The organism is Brevibacterium sp. CFH 10365 (assembly GCF_009299785.1).
Classification (GTDB): Bacteria; Actinomycetota; Actinomycetes; order Actinomycetales; family Brevibacteriaceae; genus Brevibacterium; species Brevibacterium limosum.
In genome coordinates this window covers 388,718-402,662 of sequence record NZ_VIGO01000002.1, presented here as the reverse complement: position 1 = coordinate 402,662, position 13,945 = coordinate 388,718, and the positions used below count along the sequence as shown (strand labels likewise).

General features: G+C 61.5%; 32 protein-coding genes and 1 tRNA gene. 1 reads left to right on the top strand and 32 read right to left on the bottom strand.

Going from position 1 to position 13,945, the window contains the following annotated elements; all coding sequences use genetic code 11:
* Positions 1-33 precede the first annotated feature (33 nt).
* A complete protein-coding gene (locus FHG09_RS05300) occupies positions 34-756 on the bottom strand; it encodes an alpha-ketoglutarate-dependent dioxygenase AlkB family protein (protein ID WP_152346641.1) in 723 nt (240 codons plus the stop codon).
* Between the two features lie 24 nt (positions 757-780).
* The gene (locus FHG09_RS05295; protein WP_152346640.1) at positions 781-1,992 is read right to left on the bottom strand and encodes an NAD(P)/FAD-dependent oxidoreductase; all 1,212 of its coding nucleotides are present in this window, start codon (positions 1,990-1,992) and stop codon (positions 781-783) included.
* 152 nt (positions 1,993-2,144) lie between these two features.
* On the opposite strand from FHG09_RS05295, the gene FHG09_RS05290 reads away from it, so the two are divergent.
* A tRNA-Ala gene (locus FHG09_RS05290) sits at positions 2,145-2,217 on the top strand.
* 54 nt (positions 2,218-2,271) lie between these two features.
* Here the strand turns inward: FHG09_RS05290 and FHG09_RS05285 are convergent.
* The 30 genes from FHG09_RS05285 to FHG09_RS19735 form a co-directional block, all read right to left on the bottom strand.
* The gene (locus tag FHG09_RS05285; RefSeq protein WP_193627285.1) at positions 2,272-3,315 is read right to left on the bottom strand and encodes a tyrosine-type recombinase/integrase; all 1,044 of its coding nucleotides are present in this window, start codon (positions 3,313-3,315) and stop codon (positions 2,272-2,274) included.
* A gap of 2 nt (positions 3,316-3,317) precedes the next feature.
* Complete coding sequence (locus FHG09_RS19750; protein WP_193627284.1) at positions 3,318-3,509, bottom strand: helix-turn-helix transcriptional regulator; 192 nt, start codon at positions 3,507-3,509, stop codon at positions 3,318-3,320.
* Positions 3,487-3,936: a hypothetical protein gene (locus FHG09_RS05280; protein WP_152346638.1), complete on the bottom strand. Its 450-nt coding sequence runs from the start codon at positions 3,934-3,936 to the stop codon at positions 3,487-3,489. Before FHG09_RS05280 ends, FHG09_RS19750 begins: the two co-directional genes overlap by 23 nt.
* A 14-nt stretch (positions 3,937-3,950) precedes the next feature.
* The gene (locus FHG09_RS05275) at positions 3,951-4,571 is read right to left on the bottom strand and encodes a hypothetical protein (RefSeq protein ID WP_152346637.1); all 621 of its coding nucleotides are present in this window, start codon (positions 4,569-4,571) and stop codon (positions 3,951-3,953) included.
* Positions 4,572-4,585: 14 nt separating this feature from the next.
* Positions 4,586-4,783, bottom strand: coding sequence for a hypothetical protein (locus FHG09_RS05270; RefSeq protein ID WP_152346636.1), 198 nt, complete (start codon positions 4,781-4,783; stop codon positions 4,586-4,588).
* A 9-nt stretch (positions 4,784-4,792) separates the two neighbouring features.
* Positions 4,793-5,218, bottom strand: coding sequence for a nucleoside triphosphate pyrophosphohydrolase family protein (locus FHG09_RS05265; RefSeq protein WP_152346635.1), 426 nt, complete (start codon positions 5,216-5,218; stop codon positions 4,793-4,795).
* Entirely contained in the window at positions 5,215-5,373 is a 159-nt protein-coding gene (locus FHG09_RS19745; RefSeq protein ID WP_193627283.1) for a hypothetical protein, read from the bottom strand. The genes FHG09_RS05265 and FHG09_RS19745 overlap by 4 nt, the downstream gene beginning before the upstream one ends.
* Positions 5,370-5,537, bottom strand: coding sequence for a hypothetical protein (locus tag FHG09_RS19740; RefSeq protein ID WP_193627282.1), 168 nt, complete (start codon positions 5,535-5,537; stop codon positions 5,370-5,372). Before FHG09_RS19740 ends, FHG09_RS19745 begins: the two co-directional genes overlap by 4 nt.
* Complete coding sequence (locus tag FHG09_RS05260; RefSeq protein ID WP_152346634.1) at positions 5,534-6,160, bottom strand: hypothetical protein; 627 nt, start codon at positions 6,158-6,160, stop codon at positions 5,534-5,536. Before FHG09_RS05260 ends, FHG09_RS19740 begins: the two co-directional genes overlap by 4 nt.
* 47 nt (positions 6,161-6,207) lie before the next feature.
* Positions 6,208-7,071, bottom strand: coding sequence for an SPFH domain-containing protein (locus FHG09_RS05255; protein ID WP_227492552.1), 864 nt, complete (start codon positions 7,069-7,071; stop codon positions 6,208-6,210).
* 18 nt (positions 7,072-7,089) lie between these two features.
* On the bottom strand, positions 7,090-7,383 hold the full coding sequence (locus FHG09_RS05250; protein ID WP_152346632.1) for a hypothetical protein: 294 nt from the start codon (positions 7,381-7,383) through the stop codon (positions 7,090-7,092).
* Positions 7,384-7,393: 10 nt separating this feature from the next.
* On the bottom strand, positions 7,394-7,711 hold the full coding sequence (locus FHG09_RS05245; protein ID WP_152346631.1) for a hypothetical protein: 318 nt from the start codon (positions 7,709-7,711) through the stop codon (positions 7,394-7,396).
* Entirely contained in the window at positions 7,708-7,899 is a 192-nt protein-coding gene (locus FHG09_RS05240; protein WP_152346630.1) for a hypothetical protein, read from the bottom strand. Before FHG09_RS05240 ends, FHG09_RS05245 begins: the two co-directional genes overlap by 4 nt.
* On the bottom strand, positions 7,896-8,543 hold the full coding sequence (gene thyX, locus FHG09_RS05235) for an FAD-dependent thymidylate synthase (protein WP_193627281.1): 648 nt from the start codon (positions 8,541-8,543) through the stop codon (positions 7,896-7,898). The genes FHG09_RS05240 and thyX overlap by 4 nt, the downstream gene beginning before the upstream one ends.
* A 41-nt stretch (positions 8,544-8,584) precedes the next feature.
* On the bottom strand, positions 8,585-8,989 hold the full coding sequence (locus FHG09_RS05230) for a hypothetical protein (protein ID WP_152346628.1): 405 nt from the start codon (positions 8,987-8,989) through the stop codon (positions 8,585-8,587).
* On the bottom strand, positions 8,986-9,789 hold the full coding sequence (locus tag FHG09_RS05225; RefSeq protein WP_152346627.1) for a hypothetical protein: 804 nt from the start codon (positions 9,787-9,789) through the stop codon (positions 8,986-8,988). Before FHG09_RS05225 ends, FHG09_RS05230 begins: the two co-directional genes overlap by 4 nt.
* A 402-nt stretch (positions 9,790-10,191) precedes the next feature.
* Positions 10,192-10,326, bottom strand: coding sequence for a hypothetical protein (locus FHG09_RS20200; RefSeq protein ID WP_264674062.1), 135 nt, complete (start codon positions 10,324-10,326; stop codon positions 10,192-10,194).
* 135 nt (positions 10,327-10,461) lie between these two features.
* The gene (locus FHG09_RS05220; RefSeq protein ID WP_152346626.1) at positions 10,462-10,764 is read right to left on the bottom strand and encodes a hypothetical protein; all 303 of its coding nucleotides are present in this window, start codon (positions 10,762-10,764) and stop codon (positions 10,462-10,464) included.
* Between the two features lie 83 nt (positions 10,765-10,847).
* On the bottom strand, positions 10,848-11,063 hold the full coding sequence (locus FHG09_RS05215) for a hypothetical protein (protein ID WP_152346625.1): 216 nt from the start codon (positions 11,061-11,063) through the stop codon (positions 10,848-10,850).
* A 2-nt stretch (positions 11,064-11,065) separates the two neighbouring features.
* A complete protein-coding gene (locus FHG09_RS05210; protein WP_152346624.1) occupies positions 11,066-11,260 on the bottom strand; it encodes a hypothetical protein in 195 nt (64 codons plus the stop codon).
* A 3-nt stretch (positions 11,261-11,263) separates the two neighbouring features.
* Positions 11,264-11,536: a hypothetical protein gene (locus tag FHG09_RS05205; protein ID WP_152346623.1), complete on the bottom strand. Its 273-nt coding sequence runs from the start codon at positions 11,534-11,536 to the stop codon at positions 11,264-11,266.
* A 14-nt stretch (positions 11,537-11,550) separates the two neighbouring features.
* Positions 11,551-11,763, bottom strand: a complete 213-nt coding sequence (locus tag FHG09_RS05200; protein WP_152346622.1) for a hypothetical protein — start codon at positions 11,761-11,763, stop codon at positions 11,551-11,553.
* Position 11,764: 1 nt separating this feature from the next.
* Entirely contained in the window at positions 11,765-12,085 is a 321-nt protein-coding gene (locus FHG09_RS05195; protein WP_152346621.1) for a hypothetical protein, read from the bottom strand.
* Positions 12,086-12,099: 14 nt separating this feature from the next.
* Positions 12,100-12,222, bottom strand: coding sequence for a hypothetical protein (locus FHG09_RS20195; RefSeq protein WP_264674061.1), 123 nt, complete (start codon positions 12,220-12,222; stop codon positions 12,100-12,102).
* Positions 12,219-12,407, bottom strand: coding sequence for a hypothetical protein (locus tag FHG09_RS05190; protein ID WP_152346620.1), 189 nt, complete (start codon positions 12,405-12,407; stop codon positions 12,219-12,221). Before FHG09_RS05190 ends, FHG09_RS20195 begins: the two co-directional genes overlap by 4 nt.
* Before the next feature lie 5 nt (positions 12,408-12,412).
* Positions 12,413-12,619, bottom strand: a complete 207-nt coding sequence (locus FHG09_RS05185; protein ID WP_152346619.1) for a hypothetical protein — start codon at positions 12,617-12,619, stop codon at positions 12,413-12,415.
* A gap of 3 nt (positions 12,620-12,622) precedes the next feature.
* The gene (locus FHG09_RS05180) at positions 12,623-12,805 is read right to left on the bottom strand and encodes a hypothetical protein (RefSeq protein WP_152346618.1); all 183 of its coding nucleotides are present in this window, start codon (positions 12,803-12,805) and stop codon (positions 12,623-12,625) included.
* A 5-nt stretch (positions 12,806-12,810) separates the two neighbouring features.
* Complete coding sequence (locus FHG09_RS05175) at positions 12,811-13,095, bottom strand: hypothetical protein (RefSeq protein ID WP_152346617.1); 285 nt, start codon at positions 13,093-13,095, stop codon at positions 12,811-12,813.
* 230 nt (positions 13,096-13,325) lie between these two features.
* Positions 13,326-13,784: a hypothetical protein gene (locus FHG09_RS05170; protein WP_152346616.1), complete on the bottom strand. Its 459-nt coding sequence runs from the start codon at positions 13,782-13,784 to the stop codon at positions 13,326-13,328.
* A gap of 11 nt (positions 13,785-13,795) precedes the next feature.
* A complete protein-coding gene (locus tag FHG09_RS19735) occupies positions 13,796-13,945 on the bottom strand; it encodes a hypothetical protein (protein ID WP_193627280.1) in 150 nt (49 codons plus the stop codon).

Sequence of the window (13,945 nt, the reverse complement as noted above, 5' to 3'; positions counted from 1 at the left end):
GTGTTGGCAGTCACTTCTGCGTGGTCGCTCAGATCAGTCCCGACCGGTTGTGCGCATGGTGATGTTGATCCTGCCCCCGCCGAGGTGGTCGAGTCGACCGTGATCAGGTGCCGTCCCGGGTCGGATCGACCTGACCCCGTGATAGGCGAAGCGCGCGGGTCCGCCGAAGACGAATGCATCGCCCGAGGCCAGACGGAGGTCCTCGAAGGGACGGTTGCGAGTCTCAGTGTTCCCGAACCGGAAGAGACACGTATCGCCCAATGACAGGGAGACGACGGGTGCGGGATCGAATTCGTCCTTGTCCTGGTGCATTCCCATCTTCGCGTGCTCATCGTAGTAGTTCACCAGCGCCACATCCGGGTGGTAGCCGGCAGGGTCGAAACCCCATGTGGCAGCGGTGCCCGAGGCAAAATCCGGTGAGTCTTCCACGACCGTGACGGCGGCCTGCAGCACCTGACGACCCAGACGGGTCATCCAATCGGGGAAGGGTAGCACCACCTTGTCGTTGACGTCGACGGCACGGCGGTCGTAGCGACCGGGCTGCCAATGCCATCCGAGACCGATCGTCGTGACACTCATCGGATGCCCCGCGATCGTCGTGGCATGCGGCGGAACCGGCCCGGACTGCCAATCGGCGTAGCGGGCGATGATCCACTGCTGGGCCTCCGCGGACAGGTGACCCGGCACCCAGACCGCCCCGGGCGCGATGATTCTCGGACGGCGATCGAAGGCCTCGTCGGCGAAGAGCGAATCCATGCCTACCAGGATGCCAGAGCCGACTCAGAGCTCTCCGACAGGCACCTGTTCGTCGGTGAGACGATCTGCGGAGACCTCTTTGCCGATGAGGGCACGGAGCTCGTCGCCATAGTCCCAGACATTGACGTTCATGGCCGCGGCGACCTTGCCGTCGCGGCTCCAGAACACGATGAATTCGCCGCTGGACTTATCGCCGCGGATGACGACCTCGTCCTCGGGCCCGCCACGACCGACGTATTCCATGCCGAGGTCGAACTGGTCGGTGTAGAAGTACGGCTGCCAGTCGTAGGACCTGGTTCCCTCGGTGATCGTCGAGGCGGCGACCTCGGCCTGGCGCACCGCGTTGTCCCAATGTTCGACGCGCAGACGCTCGTCGCGGAGGACGTTGTGCGCGTTCGCGATGTCGCCGATGGCCAGGATGCTGCCGTCAGAGGTGCGCATGTGCTCGTCGACGACCACGCCGTTGTCAGTGGACAGCCCCGCCGAGGAGGCAAGATCGACGGCGGGATCGGCACCGATTCCGACGACGACGAGATCGACAGGAACGCTGCCCGCGCTGGTCTCGACAGATTCGACCGCGTCGGACCCGGTGAAGGAGGCCGTCTCTGCCTGGTCGAGGAACTCCACGCCGTTCGTCCGATGCAGCTCCTCGAAGTATTCGCCGAGCTCATCACCGAGCACGGAGGCCAACGGGGGAGCGTCGGTGTGGAGGATGACTGTGACATCGCAGCCGTGGGACTGCGCCGCAGCAGCCACCTCGAGGCCGATCCAGCCGCCGCCGATGACGGCGACCTTCTTGCCGTCACCGAACTGCGACCGGATCGCCACGGCATCACCGGCGTCACGGAGAGTGTGGATGTTGCCCAGCTGAGCACCTGGCACATCGAGTGTGCGGGGAGTCGAACCGGTGGCGAGGATCGCCTGGCCGTAGTTCAGCTGCCGCTCGTCGTCGAGCGTCACCGACCGGGCCGCCGGGTCGATGGCTGTGACCGCGGTGCCGAAGAACACAGTGACATCGTGTGCCGCGTACCAGTCTTCACCGCGCAGGGCGGACTCGGCGGGATCGGATTGCTCGAGCATGACCTTCTTCGACAGGTCGGGTCGGTAGTACGGAGCGGCGGGGTCGGCTCCCACGAGTGCGACCGAACCGGCATAGCCGGCATCGCGCAGCGCTTCGACGACGGTGCCTCCGCCGATGCCGGCACCGATGACGACGGTTCCGAATTCCTCTGCCATGGCACATCCTTTCGTTGAGCGGATCTGCTCCCGACTGTACCTGTCGCCGTCACCCCTCACCAGGGACTCTCAGCGCAGGTGGAGACGGTGCAGGGCGGACCTGCGCCGGTTTTGATCCCGGAGCCGATCAAGGCGTAAGCTGGTGCCGGCAAGGGGCTTTAGCTCAGTTGGTAGAGCGTTTCGTTCGCAATGAAAAGGTCGGGGGTTCGATTCCCCCAAGCTCCACAAGGGAAAGCGGGGGTTGGCCCACGCAGGACATGGACCCCATGTGGACCCCCACTACGAATTGAGCTTATCGAGCGCTGCCTGATCTGCCGTGGTCCCCAGGTGGTGGAGGTAGAGGTTCGTCGTCGAGGCGGAAGCGTGGCCGAGCCACGCCTGCACCGTCGCGAGGTCGACTCCATTGGACAGCCAGATGCACGCGGCAGTGTGCCGCAGATCGTGGATGCGCCGATCCATCCCCTCTCGATCGAAGTGCGTCGAGATCAGGAACGACTGGCGCCACAGCTGCCCGCCCTTCGGGCCGGTGAACACGAGATCATCAGGCCCCTTGCCGGCAACGAGATCCTTCACATACGGAAGAACCTCATTCACGATGGGCACGGTCCTTGCGTTGCGGCCCTTCGTCGACTTGACCTTGCGCGTCTCGGACTGAGATCGCGTCACTCGCATGTAAGGCATCCCCTCGAGGTTGACATCTCGCACGCGCAGCGCCCGGGCCTCACCCCACCGCAGTCCGGTCCAGCCGAGGACATAGATGATCTTCGCGTTGTGCTCCGAGTATCGCGAGCAGCGAGCGAAGACCGTCTTCAGCTGATCCTTGGAGTAGGGGTGCATCTCCTCCGGTGGATCAATGACAGCCGGGAGCTTCGACCGGCGGACGGGATTGTCCGCACGGCGATTGTCCTCGACGACCCACTTGAAGAACGACGACAGCGACTCACGGTATCGCTTGAGCGATCCGTCGCTGAGGCCGTGGCTCTTCCGCAGGTGGACGTACCACTTCTCGAGGTCTCCCGGGGTGATCGTGGCCACCGATCGCGCCTTGAGCGAGGGCGTCATCTTCGCGACGACATTCAGGTCGACATGGTAGGTGCCGGGAATGACCGTGGCCTCACGGATCTCGAGCCATTCCTTCATGAGGTCCTTGAGCTTGGCCCTGCCGCCGGCCACGTCCAGACCGCCTTCAGCAGCGGTCTCCAGACGCACCGCCCAGGCGAGAGCATCGCTCTTCTTCGCGAAGGTCTTCTTGCCCAGGACCGATCGGCCCTGCTTGGCAATGCCTCGGAACTTGTTGCTCGGCAGTCGTTCGGTGTACGCCATGATTACAGTCCTGTCAGGTAGTCGATCACGCTGCCCTTCGTGTATCGAGGGGAGCCTTCGGAGAGGTAGAGGCATTCGGGGCCGAGCCCGTCTCGGGCCCAGCGAGAGAGGGTTGAGACGCTGACGCGCAGAATCTCAGCCACCTCAGACCGCAGCAACAGCGGCGGGTAGTCAGACAGCAGTGAGCCCATCATCACCGTCCTCGTCGTCCTCGCTCTGCTCCGGCCCGTTGGCCGATGTCAGCCCGTTAAGGAAGTCCGAGAATGCCTGCACCTCGGCCTCCTGCTCGGGTGTGAGTGGGGGAATGTCCGTGGTGGACTCGGAGGGGTCGCGGTGCGCGGGGCACTCGCAGCTGGTGTTGTTGATGAGGATCTGCATGAACTCGTTGACCTCTGTGGAGGTCATCTCATCGAGGACGATGAAGTCGTCGGGGTCGAGAATGCCTTCGGCGACGTTGAACGTCAGGAAATCCTCGAGATCGAGGTTCCCATCAGGCCGGCGGATGTCGAGCATGATGTTGTGGGGCATATCGTTGGGATTGATGAGGTCAACCAGCCCATCAGCGAATGAGAACCCGCCGAGGGTGATGGTTCGACGCTCTTTGGTACGACGCAAGCTCAATGCGTGCTCCTTTGTCAGTCGAAAAGCATGGGGTCTTGCACGGAGGGGCGGTCGATGGCCTCGAAGCCCCCGATGAAGCCGTCACCGATCTTGACGAACGTGGTGTTGCCGATGTCGGTGAACTGAAGGTCCATGTAGGGGCTCTTGCCCCGGACTTTCGTGAATCTCTTGATGGTTTCCAAGCCCATCGCGAACTGTGTCCGCGGTGTCGTTCCGGCCTGGTCGAGGATCGCTACATCCTCGTTGATTCCCTCGATGTCACCCGGTTCGGGCTCGATGGAGGGCAGATCTGCGATCTCGTCGTTGCCGTAGGCCACGATGAGCCGGTGGTCGTCGGTGATTTCGACCCAGACGGTCGCATCCTTCGCCGCCGAGGTCTTGCCGACCGCCATACCCAGCTCCTTCGCCTCGTCGTGCTCGATGAGGACGGTATTGGAGTGGTCGGCGGTCAATAAGCCGCTCGAGAACGACCAGCCGACCGCGTACTGCGATCGGCCGTATGCCTGGATCCCATCTGGGGCCAGTGTCACCCCGACATAAGGAAAGACCGGGTTGGATCCGGTCTCTTTGCCGATGTCGACGGCATCATGCAGGGCGATCTTGACCTGCTGCGGGTTGATGTGTGCGCTAGGCATTCGCCTCCTTGATCCTAGTCATATCGCCCGTCCTCGGGCTCGAGGTTGGCGTGGAATCCGATGGAGTTTGCGACTCGATTGCCTACGCTCTCGGACATCGAGAAGAGGTCTGTGTCGTGCTGCTCGTCCAATTGCAGAGGATCCTCAGCATCAGTCTCGATGCGGACCTGGGCACCCCTGGCGTCGATGTCGATGGTGACGGTGGTTCTCATGCTCACACCTCAGTGCTTCGGCGGGTAGATCAGTGACCGCAGATCGACCGGCACATAGCCTTCCGGCTTCTGCACTTTGCCGTTGACCTTCAGGACCAGGCCAGTCTCGGGGTCGATCTTGGTCAGGTTGTTGCGGTGAACGGCACCCCACAGCTCGTCGAAGTCGAGGCCGTAGGCGTGAGCGGTGCCGAGGATGATGTAGACCATATCGACCAGGCTGTCGGCCAGCTCGGTCATGGCATCCTTGATCCCCGAGGGCGAGTGGTTCTCGTTGGCCTGCTTCAGGGCGGTCAGTGCCTGCTTGTGCTCGGAGAACTCCTCGGTCAACATGCAGAAGCGTTCCCACTTCTCGACATCGGAGATCACGGTCGGCTGCTCACGCACCGGCTGCTCGCAGGCGGTCATGAACTCTCGAACGTCAGTCGCTTTGCTCATTCGTCCTCCAGGTTGTCGATGATGTCCTCCAGTGCGTCAGCTGTAAGCTCCGCGTCTCGCAGCGACCGCTCGAAGGCGGTGATGGCACTCGCCATCTCGCTGATGACCTGGTGGAGCACTCTCAGCTCCGAGTCGGCGTCCTTCTTGGTGCTCATGTCAGGTCTCCCGCCTGTAGTAGTTCTTCTTCGACCAGTTCGATGGTGTCGATGCCCTGCCAGGAGCTGAGCTTGCGCACAGCGTGCTTCAGCCGGGTGTTGCGTGCCTTCTCCGCGGCCAGTGCATCGAGCAGCTTGTTCGTGCGATCGTCAGCGGTACTCATGCAGCCTCCTCGAGGATGTCCCGCATCTTCTGCCCGAGGGCGAAGTAGCGAGCGTCGGAATCCCTCGTCCGGTCGATCCAGTAGTCACGCGATGCCTTGAAGCCGTCACGCTCGAGCTCTCGGGCGATGACCTTCTTCTCGAGCTCCTTGATCTCAGCGGCCTGCTCGTCGACGACGAACTCGAAACCGCCGGTGCGCCGACTAAGGCGCTGGGCCTCGGCCAGCTTCTTCTCGGCGTCCTTGCGCATCTTCGCGGCCCGTTCCTTGCCGGCGGACATCTCCTCGAAGTTCTGCTGCAGGTTAGACAGCTTCCGCCGGTACTTCTCGCGAGCAGCCTCGAGGTTGTACTCGAAGTTCTCCTTCGCCGTCTCGAGCTGTTCCTTCAGGCGAGCATTCTCCTCGCGCAACTCCCGATAGATCCCGTCATGCAACTTCGCTTCCGGCGTGGGATCGAAGTCCTGCAGCACCATCCGCTCCTCGTGAACCCGGGGCTGCGACAGGATGAACGGATGCCGGTAAGCGTCAGGGTCCGGGAAGGTTTTGCGTTCAAAGTCGACTCGACTTGCGGTTCCGACTTCACGCTCGTCGCCGTTGCTGTCGATGGATACGATCTTGATTCTCATGGGTTCCTTCTCTTGTCGTCCAATAAACCAGGGGTGCTGATTCAGCGTCACTTGTCGTCCAGGATCTTGACGGGCGATGCAGAGTTGCCGGGGAAGCAGCCGATGGGGGACTGGCCGGACTCGGCCACGATGTCCAGGCACTTCGAGGTCAGGGTCTTGTCGGTGACAGACCGCTCAAGCGTCTCGTTCGCCTCGGCCTCAGCCTTGGAGGTCTCCTTCTTCTGATTCGCCACTCGAGTCTTGGCAGACTCGGACTGGAGATCGTCGATGCGCTTCTGCGTAGCCTCATCGAACGCAATCAGGGGCAGGGACACCGAGCGAACCTCGATCTGCTTTCCGACCTTGGCCTCCATGTTCTCCTGCACCTTGACGGACAGGTCGGACAGTGCCTTGCCGCCCTCTTCGGGGCTGGAGTAGTTCAGAGGGTCGTACTCGGCGAACGCCTCGTTCAGAGCAGTGCGGAAGTTGCGGTCGACCAGGTTCGACTGGATTCCCTCGAACGTTTTGTAGTCGAGGAACACCTGCATGGCCTCATCGGTCTTCAGCTGCCACTGAATGGACGCATCGACCGTGGCGCGGGAGTTATTGCCCAGGCGGACAGAGATGGAGCTGTCACCGGCGTAGACATCGTTCTGGACAGAGCCGTCAAGCTTCTCGACCTTCTCCCACGGTGCTTTCGCGTGGAATCCGTTGCCGACCACGCCGGTCGGCTTGCCGAGAGCGACTTTCACGCCCACGGTGCGCGGCTGGACGACGGTGGTGCTGCCAACAGCACCAACGATGACACCCACGGCCAATAAGGCCGCTCCGACACCCTTGGCGATACGTTTCTCGTCGCTGCGGTCAGTCAGCTTGCTGCCGGCAAGAACGAGGAGCCCGATGATCAGCAGGGCTCCAATCAGGATCGTCATGAACATAAGATCTCTCTTTCAGGTAGGTTGATTCGCTTCGTTGAAGTACTGGCCGACCTCGAGCTCATGCCAGAGCTCTTCATCCACGCACAGGGCCTCGGTGGTCTGCCGTGGCGTGTCGACCTCGAGCTTGTAGCACTCTGGCGTGTACTGGGTGATCGGGCACTGCATCTTGCCGCACGGAATGAACATGATCGTGCTGTGTGCAGGCTCGACGGTCTTCTTATAGATGAAGCCCTCCACCGGGACGCTTGAGCACCCGGCAAGGGCTAGTGTTGCTATGAGCACCGCGGCTGCGGCGATTTTCTTCATGGCTATTCCTTTATGAGCCGTCCTCCCTGTATTCGGGCGGGTATCCGGCCTCTTCGTCTGTGTATCCGTCCTCGGCGTGGGTGACAGGCACCTCGGACATGCCAAGGATCCGAGCGATGAGCAGGCGGTGGTGCCCGTTCCATACCCGGCCGTCATTGCCGAGCAGGATCGGCAGCTTCATGCCGTTCTTCTCGATGTCGATCAGCAGGGCGCCGGTGTGATTGTTGTCGAAGTCGATGATCCAGCGGAACTCTTCAGCCCAGGTGTTGGTCTCTTCGCCGGGGGTGAAGTTCTCTTGGATGTAGTCGACGCTCAGCGTGTCGGTCACTCGACCACCCCGAAGCAGATCGGGCCGTAGCTGTCGACGTATGTCCCGCCGGCTTCAACGCAGGCGATTCGCTCGCGCTCATCGGCGTCGCGTGAATGCATCGAGCCGACCGTGATGCCGGCAACGATCGCCGCCACGGCCAATAAGCCACAGATGACACCGATAGCGGCCAGAGTGTTGTTCTTCATGAGTTCCCTTTCGTCGCCTTCCAGGCGTCGTGTGTGACCGGATAGTTCTCTCCGAGGATCTTCCTGACCCCACCAGCCGCTTCCTGGATCTCGAACTGCGCGTGCGGGTCATCCCGCTGGTCGAGGAAGTGCAGCCAGGAGCGGAGCGATCCCGTCATCCACAGCTGCGTGAACAGCGAGGTCGGCAGAACCGACCGGGCCACCTCGTCGCAGATGCCGAGGTTGATCATGTACTGGTATGAGTCCCAGGATTGCTTGGCGTTCGACTTGATGATCGCGGCGGTGATCTTCCTCTGGAGGGCGGTGCCCTCCTCGCGTCGGTAGTCGAGAGCCTTGCCGACCTGCACCAGCGGGCGCAGCGGATCCGGGACGAAGAACTTCGGTGCCGCCTCCGAGTAGCGAAGGCTCTTCACGCTGAAGCTGAAGCTCTTGTGCCGCACCAGCTGGTCGCGCACGAACATGGGCACATCGAACGCAATGGTCATGCCCGATGACTCGAACGGGGAGTAATGCCCGTCTCGCCACAGTGCCTTGACCAGGCCGGCGATCTTCTCCCGGTCGTTGTCGAGGCCGAGGGTGGAGACTCGGGCGGACTGGGCGACCTTTCGGTCGGATCCCCATGCTTCGATCAGCTCCACCCCCATGTGAGGACTAAACTCGATATTGGTCATTCGTCCCTCTCCGCTCAGATGCGCTCGAACTGGGTGATAGTCACCTGCTTGGGGCGGACTTCGTAGAACGCGCCGTCCCAGTCGTAGCCGTAGTGCGAGGCGTAGTAGCCGTCCTTGCGGAAGTACTGCGAGCCGATCTGGAACGTGATCGAGGCGTTGGATCCTTCGTCCATGCCGCCGGTCTGCTCGGCGATCGACACCTCGGTGGGAACTCCGCGCAAAAGGAACGGTACGTCGATCTTCTCGTAGTCCCAGGAGTTGGCCGCGTTCTCCTTGAGTACCATGCGCCCCTGCTCGTCCTCCTTGAACTTCCAGGTGCTCGGGCCGTCGTAGAAGATCTCGTCGAGGCCGTCGCCCAGCTTGTCCTGGTGGGCCTCGAATGCTTCGAGGACTTCTTCGGCGGTGTAGATCGGGTTCATGCTGCTGTTTCCTTTTCTTCGAGTGGGATCAGCCGGTCGGCGTGATCCAGATGGCGCTGGACATAGTTGATGTCCGGCTTCATGAGCAGGTCGAGGTGGCGCATCAGGAACAGTGCCCACTCGCCTTTGAACAATGAGGTAGCAGTGCGGCGCACTGCCCAGTGGTAGGCCCAGCGCGGCGACACGTCGTAGTCACGCGGGATGACGATGCGCTCCAGCGCGGTCGCGTAGATCTCTTCGCGCACCAGCTTGATCTGTGTGTCGAAGTCCATCGCCCAGAACTTCTTGTTGTCCACCGCTACGTCCGAGCCATCCCGCAGGATCTGCTCGAACAGTGGTCGGTCGTAGTAGGCGACGGAGTGGTGGAGGCTGTCGTGGTCGTACTTCCTGACCACCGCATCATCGAAGAACATCGAAGCGTTCTGCTCCAGGTTCGTCGGGTTCCGCTTGTACCGTTCCTTCCAGATCGGCAGCAGGATGTCGTAGAGTTCGCGGATGAACTTCGCACCCTTGCGCTCCAGGAAGATGATGTCCGCGGCGTGCTTGTCCCACGACTCAGGCCCGTTGATCTCCCAGAACGAGTGAGAGATCTTCATGGTGTAGAGCTCGTCGGGGGTGGCGATCATCCCCCAGTCCCACGCTGCTAGTCGCGGGTCGACGAAGATGTCCAGCCGATCCTCACGAATCGGATGCTTGCCATCGTGCGGGATGGGGGAGTGGTAGTCCCAGTCCGCTTTCGGATCATCCCTCGCGTCGTTGAACCAGTGCCGCATGGCGCGGCCACCGATGAGTGTGAGCATGTGCGTCCTTTCTCCTACGCTGCTACCGCTCGACCGAACAGCCAGTCGAACGAGTGCCACTCGAATAGGTCGAAGTCGATGCAGTCATCGCACTGCCTGCGGAACGACGTGGCCGAGACCTGCATGTTGATGCCGCACCGATCGCATGATCGGTAGTCGGTCAAGTAGAACCCGAGGTCGGGCGAGTATTTGATCATGCTCTCGCCTGCCTCCGCGCTCGTTGGATCGTTGTCCGGGAGCAGTCCAGGATCAGGGCCGCATCCATCACGGTCTCCCTGCCGGACGTGGCAATCTCCCACTCCTCCTCAGTCCACTCAGCCAGCGGCTTGCTTCGCTTCCTGGCGGTCGCGTCGGCATCCCGGCGCTCCGCGATCCAGTCGAGGACTGCTTCTCGGTGCTCGTTCATGCACTCACGTCCGAGTATTCGACCTGCGCCTCAGCTTCAGGCTGCATGGACATGATGACCTCGCCGTCGCCGGCGAGCTGCCATGCGTCGGTCATCCGTGAGGACAGTTCCTCGGCGGGGATGTTGTTCATGCTCCCGCTCGTGCGCTTGTCTGGGTTCACCCAGTGCAACCGGTATCGCTTCATGTTTCTCCTTGAAAGTGATTTGGATTCGGCCAACAAAAAGACGCACAGCTCGGTGTCTGTGCGTCAGATAGCTGGTCGAGGTCAGTCGTCGGAAGACTGCTCGCGTACTCGGTCGATCAGGACTCCGGCGAGGACGTACTGCATCGCAGCACCCGAACCGAACTGCTCGATCTTCTCGATGATCGCCTCCGGCAGGTCTTCCACGACGCTCTCGTCCTCCATCAAGAACTCCATGAACATCGCAGCAGTGACAGCGCGAGTGCGTGCGGTCGTGATTGCGACCAGGTTCGCTTCGCGGTTGGTCAGGTCGATGCCCTCGCTGTCCAGGAACTCGGTCATGGTCGGCATGTCGGAGACGGACGTGGCGGTAGATGTAGCGGTCATTCGTTTCTCGTTTCTGTTGGGTGGTGCAACAAACGCCACGACGGTTGCCGTGGCGCGGGTGGTGCTGTTCGTGGGTGGTGGTGCTAGATCTCCACCATCTTCTCGGGGTGCTCCCGTCCGTAGCGGGGGAGCAGGTCGTTCTCCAGCTCGATGGCATCGGCGGCTCGGCGGCGCAGCGTCATCATCGCCGCGTACCGTTCGGCCTTGTCGTCGCTGTATGCCCAGGCGATGACCAGCTCGTCGCTGGACCAGCCCTGCATCTCGTCCATCAATAAGCGTGCGTCGGACATCATGCCCATGCTCAGTCCTCTTCGATCATCTTGAACGGCTTGTGCTGAATCCCGTTCTCGACCTGGATCCAGTGAGTCTCAAATTCGCGGTCGCTCATGTCGGTGGTGTCCACAACCTCTTTCAGCCTGCTCATTTCGAGCACGCCGTCGCTCAGCTTCCAGCCTTGGCCCAGCTCAAAGGCTTTGAGCTGCGATGATCTGCTCATGTCTTAGACCCTCTCCGCTCTCTTGTGCTCCAGGTACAGCGGGTGATGCTCGTCGTCTTCTTCGAAGTCGCTCGTGGCGTGGGCATCCATGACACCCTCAGCCACATCGAACGCACCCACCGCACTGAACAGTGCGATCAGGGGAGTGGCTTCACCGCAGCTCATGTTTGCGAAGATCTCTGTCTGCTCGAACGGCATCGACACCGACCATGCAGCAGCGAGGTCTCTCGCGCAGTCTGCGATGTATCGGTTGAGGCTGTTCTCTTCGTTGTCCATCGTGACCATGCTGCTCAACCCTTCTGCGCTTCGATGATTGCCGTGTTGGCATAGGTGATAGCGGCATCAATCTCTGCCGCCTGCTGCTCTTGACTCTCGGCCGATTCGTCATCCCCGAACCCCCGGGATGCCGGGGCGATGTGGCCGTCAAGTTCGCATGACCACTCGTTGGCCGCGTCGATCAGCGTCCACAGCTTGTCAATGCTGATGGATACCGTCCTGCTCATGTCAGATCACTACCTCTTCGTCGTAGCCGTGGCGTGCCACTCGCACGTCATCGTTGTGTGGCATCACATGCACCACGTAGCTACCCGTCACCGGGTCTTTGGAGACATGCACGGTCGCGACCGTGGCACTCTCGTCGTTGTCGAAATCGACCTTGCCGATGTCATCGGGATCGCCGTGCTTCATGGTGTCTTTCACCTCGAAGCGGTCCTTCTGCCAGGGCATCGGCTGCGCTCGTTCACCCGTGTCATACGGGGTGGGCTGCGGCGGTGCGGGGCGTGGCCCGGGGAGATTCGCTCGGTTAAGTCTCTTGGTGACGCTCATATCTCTCGTCCCTCTCAGAAGAAGAGGCCATGCAGTGAAAGCATGGCCGTGATGATGATGGAATCTTCTTCGATTCCGGTTAACGCGTAACCGGGATAGTCACCGGTTAGCAGCGTGTAGATGATGCCGAACATCATTGACTCAGTTCCCAGCGACCGATGGTGTTGCCGTTCGCGTCAAACACCCGTCCGCGAGTTGCACCCAGGCGGACCATCACTTCGAGGTCAGCTTCGGCTATCACGTCCGCGACGGCTTCAGCATCCACCTGCCCGTCATCGTCTACTAGTGCAGCATTGTCGGTTTCAAATTCGAGCTTGAACATGTTCCTCAGTCCTCCATTCCGATGTTGTTGCCGTGCTCGTCCACCGGCACGAAGATCTCGATGTGATCGAGTGCGTCGTTGTATGAGAACACTCCGACGCTCTCGTAGAGCGTGTCGGTGCCCAGGTCTTCGAACGGGTCGCCGACGTTGACGATTACCTGCACGTCTCCGGGCACGTCTTCGAGTGCTGCCCTCAGTTCATCTACAGTCACGACTCAGGCCCCAATCTCTTCGGGCCATGCCTCAATCTCCACTCCGTCATCGAAGCGGATAACGTGCATCGGCAGGACTTCGGGGTCGTGCGCATCATCCGGCTCACTGATCTCCCGAACATGGGTGAAACTCTGCCCATTCCGCTCGGCGTACTCATCGTAGGGACTCTCAAAAGTTGCTCTCATGTTCCTCAGTCCTCTTCCATTTCGTCGAAGTCACGGCCCACCGCACTCGCGATGGTTGCGATCATTTCGAACGTGTCGCTGCTCCACTCGGTGCCGTTCATCAGCGCGTAAACCAGGTGCCCGAACTGCATGGCCTGGTCGTTGCTCAGCTTGCTCGACCCCTCGATCTCTCGCACTGTCACGTCGCGGTCGGGGTAGTAGTCATCGAGCTTCGCCGCGTACCGCTCAGCGGCGGCGAGGTTGTCGAATGATTCGTCCGGCACGTCACCGGCCCACACTTGATATGCCATGTCTCTCTCGTCTCTCTGATTGATCGGTACTCGACGGCCCACCGCATGAGCGGTGAGCCACCGGGCGCAAGCCAATCAGCCGGTCAGTCGGTCAAGCTCGTCCTGGTCTGCATTCGTCCAGTGCCGCACCACTTCCGGTCGGTGTCCGTACAGCTGGATGCAGACGTTCCGCGCCTCGTTCATGTCTCGGGCGTGGATGTAATGTCCATCCACCCAGAACTCAGTCGCGCTCACTCCAGCCCCTCCGTCGTGATGCCCTCACGCTCCAGTGCCGTGCAATGCAGGGCGATCATCTTCGCCCGTCCGTACCGCTTCGCCGGTGTGTCCGGCGCGGCAAGGAACTGTTTGTGCCCGACGCTGAACACCCGGCGCACGAACATCCCGCCCGGCTCGGTCGATGCCTCAACCGCGTCCGTCGCGATCGAACGGTAGGTGTACTCGGGCCGACCCCACAGCTCGGCCTTGCCGTGGTGCGTGGTGCGCACCTCGTTGAACGTGCCGACGATGCTCCCCTCCGGGTGAGCCAGCCCCTCACCCGGGCCTACCACTCGGCGGCTCACCATCACGAACGTCTCGACACTCCGGTCGGTGCCACTCGGCAGGTCATGGCACACATCACCCGGCTTGCCGTGCTCGATCAGCTCGCCCAGGTTGCGGTGGACAGTCGGTGCTTCGGTTGTTGCGGTCATGCTCGTCTCCCTCAGTTCAGTGTTCCGTCGCCGTTAATGTCGCCGTAGTCCAGCGCAAACCGTCCCACCCAGTACGGGTCGGACGTGGCATACCCCGCTTCGCACGCATCCTCGCCGTGCGCGGCGAGCATCTTGTCTCCCAGCTCGATGAAGCTCAGCAC